This window comes from Psychrobacter piechaudii (assembly GCF_900162825.1).
Taxonomy (GTDB): domain Bacteria; phylum Pseudomonadota; class Gammaproteobacteria; order Pseudomonadales; family Moraxellaceae; genus Psychrobacter; species Psychrobacter piechaudii.
Window position 1 is genome coordinate 1 of record NZ_FUGE01000026.1, and the last position, 7184, is coordinate 7184.

The window sequence follows — 7184 nt, forward strand, 5'->3', positions numbered from 1 at the left end:
TTTTTCTGCTAAAAGACTCTTTCTGCCTCTGCCAGCTGCGTCATAGACACTAGTGATACCATGCAACCAGTATTTCCTTCTTATGGTATAGACGCTTCTAGGGTTATAGCCAAAGTTCTCTGCGACGGTCGCTATAGGATGACCTTGACTCAGTTGATGCAGCATGAGTAGTCTGATTCGCGCTCTGGCACTGCCTTCTGTTTTAGATAATTGCAGAAAATCGTGGTCTGTGAGCTTATGGTTTCTAGGGGTTTTTTTCGGCATATGATTCTATTATGTTGTTGAGTTGGTTATATTGTACCTTATTTTTTGGAATTGGTATTATTTTTTAAAATGCTAAAAGTTATTAAAAAAATAAAAAAACCCGAACCATAAGATTCGGGTTTTTTTATTAATTACCGCTGTACAATATTACAAATGCTTAACCTAGCTTGGCTAATACTGCTTCACCCATCTGCTTACAGCCTACTAGGGTCAAGCCTGTCTCATCACTATCCATGATATCACCAGTGCGTAGACCATCGTCTAACACGTCACTTACCGCTTGCTCAATAGCTGCCGCTGATACCTCATGCTTGAAGGTATAACGCAGCATCATGGCCACTGATAAGATAGTCGCTAAAGGGTTGGCTTTGTCTTGACCGGCGATATCCGGTGCACTACCGTGGCAAGGCTCATACATGCCTTTGCCATTTTCATCTAAACTCGCAGAAGGCAGCATACCGATAGAGCCGGTCAACATCGCCGCTTCATCCGATAAAATATCGCCAAACATATTGCCGGTTACCATCACATCAAACTGCTTAGGGTCACGCACCAGCTGCATACAAGCATTGTCAGCATACATATGGCTTAGCTCAACCTCTGGATACTCACTTTGCTGCAGCTTAATCATGGTCTGCTTCCAAAGCTCAGTCACTTCCAAGACGTTGGCTTTATCCACTGAACAAATTTTAGCGGCTGTACCATTGGCTTTGGCCCGTATTTTGGCCAATTCAAACGCCACTTTGCCAATACGCTCAATTTCAGAAGTCTTATAGACCATGGTGTTGTAGCCTTGCTGCTCACCATTTTCTAGCGTGCGGATACCGCGAGGCTCACCGAAATAAATACCGCCCGTCAGCTCGCGTACGATTAGCAAATCTAACCCTGAGATGATTTCTGGCTTTAAGCTTGAAGCATTGGCCAATTGTGGATACAGCTTAGCCACCCGTAAGTTGGCAAATAAACCCAGCTCACTACGGATTTTTAACAGACCACGCTCAGGACGAATGCTACGCTCGATGCCATCCCATTTAGGACCGCCTACCGCGCCCAATAATACCGCATCTGCCGCTCTTGCTTTTTGTAACGTGTCCTCCGGTAAAGGCACTCCAGCTCTATCGATAGCTGCACCGCCTAAGTCCCCTTCTTCTAAAGTCAGACCCAGCTCAAACTTTTCATTGACTGCTTTTAATACTGCAACGGCCTGGGTCATAATCTCCGGACCAATGCCATCCCCTGCTAGAGTTAATACGGTTGCCATATTCTGTGTTCCTAAATAATAGTTCTCAAATCTTTATTGCCTATTAGTTGATGAGACAACTGAAAGGCTTAGTCATAAAGTTGGTGCTGGGCTTATGCTTTAACTTCATTAAATACCCAAGGTGTCTTTTGCTTCATTTTGGCTTCATAAGCTTCGATGGCATCCTGCTGCTGTAACGTTAAGCCAATATCGTCTAAACCATTTAACAAGCAATGCTTGCGAAACTCATCTACTTCAAAAGGGAACTCTTTACCTTCAGGGGTCACTACCACCTGACGCTCTAGGTCTGCGGTAAGCTCATAGCCTTCATTGGCAAAACAAGCTTCAAACAGCTCATCCACTTGCTCTTCAGGCAAGACTATCGGCAACATGCCGTTTTTGAAGCAGTTATTATAAAAAATATCGGCAAAGCTTGGGGCAATCACAGTACGAAAGCCGTACTCTGATAAGGCCCAGGGCGCGTGTTCACGGCTTGAGCCACAGCCGAAGTTATCACGAGCCAGCAAGATGGTTGCTCCTTGATAGCGCGGTTTGTTTAAGACAAAGTCAGGGTTAATCACACGGGTTGATGGATCTTGACCTGGATAGCCTTCATCTTTATAACGCCAATCGTCAAATAGGTTAACGCCAAAACCTGTGCGTTTAATAGATTTTAAAAACTGCTTAGGGATGATCTGATCGGTATCCACGTTTGAGCGATCAAGGGGGCATACGATACCGGTTTGGGTGTTATAAGCTTGCATGGTATATTCCTTTAAATGGGGTGTGATTTAAACTTCTGAGACAGCTTAGAAGCTGCGTACATCCACAAAGTGACCGGCCAAAGCCGCAGCCGCAGCCATAGCTGGACTGACTAAGTGAGTACGACCGCCATTTCCCTGACGTCCTTCAAAGTTACGGTTTGAGGTAGAGGCGCAGTGCTCTTTTGGCTGCAATTTATCAGCGTTCATCGCCAAACACATTGAGCAGCCCGGCTCACGCCATTCAAAGCCTGCCTCAACAAACAGCTTATCTAACCCTTCCTCTTCAGCTTGCTGCTTCACTTGTCCTGAGCCAGCTACTACGATGGCCTCCTTAACATTATCCGCAACCTTGCGTCCTTTAATCACTGACGCCGCTGAGCGTAAATCTTCGATACGTGAGTTGGTGCACGAGCCAATAAAGATACGATCAAGCTTAATCTCTGTAATAGGCTGACCTTGCTCTAATCCCATATACTCGTAAGCTCGGCTCCAAGCTTCTTTTTGTACTTCATCTTTGGCTTGTTCCAAAGTTGGTACGCTTTGGGTTACATCGACCACCATCTCTGGTGAGGTTCCCCAAGACACTTGAGGCGCAATTTCACTGCCATTTAATTCAATGATGGCATCAAAATGAGCGCCTTCGTCTGAATGTAGCGTGTTCCAGTATTCAACCGCTTGCTCCCACTGCTCACCTGTTGGGGCATAAGGGCGGCCTTTGACATACTCAATGGTAGTGTCATCAACGGCTACCATACCCACACGAGCACCGGCTTCAATAGCCATATTACACACGGTCATACGACCTTCCATGCTCATGTTTTCAAAAACTTCACCGGCAAACTCGATGGCATAGCCCGTCCCGCCTGCGGTACCAATTTTAGCAATAATGGCCAATACCACATCTTTGGCGGTAACACCTTCGCCAAGCTCACCATCGACTCGCATTAACATGTTTTTAGATTTCTTTTGTACCAAGCACTGTGTGGCTAGTACGTGCTCAACTTCAGAGGTACCAATACCATGTGCCAAGCAGCCTAAAGCACCATGAGTCGCGGTATGAGAGTCACCACATACCACGGTCATTCCGGGTAATACTAAGCCTTGCTCTGGACCCACCACGTGTACGATACCTTGACGGGCATCATTGATGGTAAATTCAGCAATATTGAACTTAGCACAGTTGTCATCTAAGGTTTTTACCTGTAAGCGTGACACTTCATCTTTAATGCCACTTACCCCTTCTAGACGCTCTTTACGCACGGTAGGCACGTTATGGTCTGGAGTAGCAATGTTGGCCGACAAACGCCAAGGCTCACGATTGGCCAAAGCCAAACCTTCAAAAGCTTGAGGGCTGGTCACCTCATGTAATAAATGGCGATCAATGTAAATTAAGCTTGAGCCATCATCACGCTGACTGACTAAGTGAGCATCCCAAAGTTTGTCGTATAATGTTTTTGCGGTATTTGATTGTGTTGCTGACATGGAATACTTCCTTGCTGGCTTATAATGTTTGTAGGTATAAATAAAAGTAATTTACGAAAGTGATAATCTTGCTATTAATAATCTATTAAGGGCGATGGTAATTAAAGACTATATTTCCCCTTACCACTGCTATAATTAAGGTATTTAATATAATTGAAATATTTAAGCCAATTTAGTGGCTGATATTATATATAATAATCTTAACTTAACTCGCCTTACGTATTGAGATTATAACAGCTAACTTATATAATAATAATTGATGATTTTTATCATATAGCAAACTTTATATTATACTTATAAATTCCATTCCTTTTTTGATAGTTTTAGGCTGACCATGAATACCACAAATTTGACCACCTTTATCACTGTAATGCAAACGGGCAGTATCTCAGGAGCGGCTGAAAAACTTTTTATTACTCAGCCTGCTGTCAGTAAGCGAATCAAAAATCTTGAAGATGAATTTAAGGTTACCCTATTCGATACGCTAGGGCGTGGTATCGTGCCTACCGCTGCTGCTAATGAGTTATTGCCTCATGCCAAGCGCTGGTTGGATGATTACGATAACTTTAAGATTAATATCCAAAACTCACAGCAGACCATCTCTGGCAAATTAGTTATTGGTACCAGTCATCATATTGGACTGCATCATTTGCCTCCTGTGCTAAAGCAGTTTATTCAAACTTACCCTTCGGTTCAGCTTGAAGTGCATTTTGTGGATTCAGAGGCTGCACACAAGGCGGTGCTTGATGGTGAGCTGTCACTGGCCTTTTTAACTTTGCCGCCAGTATATGACAAGCGCTTGACTTACCATACGCTTTGGTCAGATCCCTTATTTTTCGTGACGGGCACTCTGTCGCCTTTAGCAAAAAAATCAAATGTAACTTTGGAGCAATTAGCACACTATTCAGCTATCTTGCCAGCAGCCAATACCTTTACCAGTCAGATTACTTTGGCGGAATTTGCCAAACAGAACTTAAAACCATATGCCACCATGACCACCAACCCTCTTGAGTCTATTCGTATGTTGGTCTCTGTCGGTCTAGGTTGGTCAGTGCTACCCCAAACTTTAATCAATCATGAGTTAGCTACCATTGATATGGCCAAAGACTTAGAGCTGCAACGCTACTTGGGCGTGGTGATTAACCCAAGCTTGACACGTTCTGCTAGTGTCGATGCGTTAATGCAGATGTTGGCGCCTATTGAATAAGTCTAGTTTGGCTGTCTTGCTTGTGTTGTCACCTAAATGCTTTAACTTTAATAAGAGTCAAAGCATTTTTTATTCGGCTTCTTCAGCAAGTTTTTATTATCGTTATCCCCCCAATTTAAAGCCCCCTCTAAATGACCTTATTGAATTTCTAATCAGTTTCAAATTTTAATTGCATTCGTAATCCCTTATTTTTTACTCTATAATGCAACCATATTGCCAAAAGTTAATGGCGTGTAACTAACACGTCGAGCATGTAAAGATTCGAATTATTAAGGCTTATGTTTGACTTGCATGAGTTATACCAAAAGAAATCTTTTAACTTCTGCTAATACTCTTTTAGTTTTTGTGAAAGAACCATTATGATACAAGTCACATAATGGTTTTTTTATGTTCAAAAAATATATTACATAAGGATTATGTTATGAATGGAATTGAAACTGGCGTGCTCATATCGCTCGCTCTTTATTTCTTATTGATGATTGGGATCGGGGTTTGGGCCTACTTTAAGGCCGATAACGACTCTGCAGGTTATATGCTAGGTGGTCGTAACTTGAGCCCTGGCGTAGCCGCTTTATCAGCCGGTGCTTCTGACATGTCAGGCTGGTTATTGCTGGGTCTTCCCGGTTATATGTACAGCTCTGGTGTGGTCAGTATTTGGATTGCCCTAGGTTTGACCATCGGTGCCTTTGCCAACTACCTATTGGTAGCACCAAGACTGCGTGTCTATACCGAAATCGCGGACAATGCGATTACCCTTCCTGACTATTTCGCCAACCGCTTTGAAGATAAATCGCATCTATTGCGTGTTATTTCAGCCATCGTTATTATCTTATTCTTTACTGTATACACCGCAGCGAGTTTAGCCGGTGGTGGTAAATTGTTTGATAGTGCTCTAGGTATGTCTTATAGCACCGGACTTTGGGTTACTGCTGGTGTGGTTGTTATCTATACCCTATTCGGTGGTTTCCTTGCGGTATCTACCACTGACTTTGTGCAGGGTGTGATCATGCTATTGGCTATGATTATCGTGCCTTTGGTTGCCTTTACAGATCTGGGTGGTGTTGGCGCAACAACCACTGCCATTCGCAATATTGACCCAGAAATGCTAAACATCTTTAGCGGTATGACCTTCTTAGGTATCTTGTCATTATTGGCCTGGGGTTTGGGTTACTTCGGTCAACCTCATATTATCGTGCGCTTCATGGCCATTCGCTCTGTAAAAGATGTGCCAACAGCCCGTAGAATTGGTATGAGCTGGATGATTGTGAGCTTAATCGGTGCCTTAATGACAGGTTTCGCTGGTCGTGCTTATGTCCAAAAAACAGCCATGACTTTAGATGACCCAGAAACTATCTTCCTAGTTTTCACTAACTTCTTATTCCATCCTTTAGTTTCAGGCTTCTTATTGGCGGCTATTTTAGCGGCTATCATGAGTACCATTTCATCACAGCTGCTAGTGGTATCAAGTTCGCTGACTCGTGATGTCTATAAGTTATTCTTTGATAGAGAAGCTCCAGAAGCACGTCAAGTAATGGTAGGTCGTATCTCGGTAGTATTGGTTGCAGTAGTGGCTATCTTCTTAGCTTCTGACCCTGACAGCTCAGTATTATCATTGGTATCTAACGCTTGGGCAGGCTTCGGTGCAGCATTCGGTCCATTGGTTGTTATTAGCTTGATGTGGAAGCGTATGAACCGTAATGGTGCCCTAGCGGGTATGATTGTCGGTGCCGTAACTGTTATTCTTTGGGTATACGGCGGCTTTGAGACATCAGCCGGTGTTCCTTTAAATGACTGGTTATATGCCATCATTCCAGGCTTTATCTTAAGCTCAATCGCTATTGTTATTGGTAGTCTAGCGACAGCTGAGCCAAGTGCTCATATCAAAGCGAAGTTTGAAGAGATGGAAACCAATCTTTAATAACCGCTTGTAAATAAACTCTGATAATAAAAAACCTCGCACTAGTGCGAGGTTTTTTTATGGCTATAACTACTGCTTTATTAGCTCAATTAAAATGATTTGGTCAGCAAGATATAGTCATAGCCCTTAAAAACAGTCACACAGCCAAAGAAAATAGAAGAATAACGTATCGATACAATCTATTCCCCAATCTTGACGCTTTTTCTTAACCCAAGCCCAAGTTTGCTCAATAGGGTTTAAGTCAGGACTATAAGGCGGTAACCATAGAATAGTGTGTCCTGAATCTTCAATAATTTTTTGAATATCAAG

At 43.1% G+C, this 7184-nt stretch carries 7 protein-coding genes; 2 read left to right on the plus strand and 5 right to left on the minus strand.

What is annotated here, in order from left to right; all coding sequences use genetic code 11:
- From A1019T_RS00445 to leuC, 4 genes are all read right to left on the minus strand, one after another.
- Positions 1–264, minus strand: a 264-nt coding sequence (locus A1019T_RS00445) for a helix-turn-helix domain-containing protein (RefSeq protein WP_143514050.1), incomplete at its 3' end; no start/stop codon positions are given.
- A gap of 157 nt (positions 265–421) precedes the next feature.
- Positions 422–1525, minus strand: a complete 1104-nt coding sequence (gene leuB / locus A1019T_RS00450; protein ID WP_077449943.1) for a 3-isopropylmalate dehydrogenase — start codon at positions 1523–1525, stop codon at positions 422–424.
- A 92-nt stretch (positions 1526–1617) separates the two neighbouring features.
- On the minus strand, positions 1618–2268 hold the full coding sequence (gene leuD / locus A1019T_RS00455) for a 3-isopropylmalate dehydratase small subunit (RefSeq protein WP_077449944.1): 651 nt from the start codon (positions 2266–2268) through the stop codon (positions 1618–1620).
- A gap of 45 nt (positions 2269–2313) precedes the next feature.
- On the minus strand, positions 2314–3750 hold the full coding sequence (leuC, locus tag A1019T_RS00460; protein WP_077449945.1) for a 3-isopropylmalate dehydratase large subunit: 1437 nt from the start codon (positions 3748–3750) through the stop codon (positions 2314–2316).
- A gap of 334 nt (positions 3751–4084) precedes the next feature.
- Between leuC and A1019T_RS00465 the strand changes: the two genes are divergently transcribed.
- Together A1019T_RS00465 and putP are read left to right on the plus strand one after the other, a co-directional pair.
- Entirely contained in the window at positions 4085–4957 is an 873-nt protein-coding gene (locus A1019T_RS00465; protein WP_077448535.1) for a LysR family transcriptional regulator, read from the plus strand.
- 421 nt (positions 4958–5378) lie between these two features.
- On the plus strand, positions 5379–6875 hold the full coding sequence (gene putP / locus A1019T_RS00470; protein WP_077449946.1) for a sodium/proline symporter PutP: 1497 nt from the start codon (positions 5379–5381) through the stop codon (positions 6873–6875).
- Between the two features lie 126 nt (positions 6876–7001).
- Here putP and A1019T_RS13835 read toward each other — a convergent pair.
- The coding region (locus A1019T_RS13835; RefSeq protein WP_279626159.1) for a transposase at positions 7002–7184 on the minus strand (183 nt) is incomplete at its 5' end.

Coding starts and splice junctions, on each gene's coding strand:
- A1019T_RS00465 (WP_077448535.1), top strand. CDS start 4,085: ATGAATACCACAAATTTGACCACCTTTATCACTGTAATGCAAACGGGC.
- putP (WP_077449946.1), top strand. CDS start 5,379: ATGAATGGAATTGAAACTGGCGTGCTCATATCGCTCGCTCTTTATTTC.
- leuD (WP_077449944.1), bottom strand. CDS start 2,268: ATGCAAGCTTATAACACCCAAACCGGTATCGTATGCCCCCTTGATCGC.
- leuC (WP_077449945.1), bottom strand. CDS start 3,750: ATGTCAGCAACACAATCAAATACCGCAAAAACATTATACGACAAACTT.
- leuB (WP_077449943.1), bottom strand. CDS start 1,525: ATGGCAACCGTATTAACTCTAGCAGGGGATGGCATTGGTCCGGAGATT.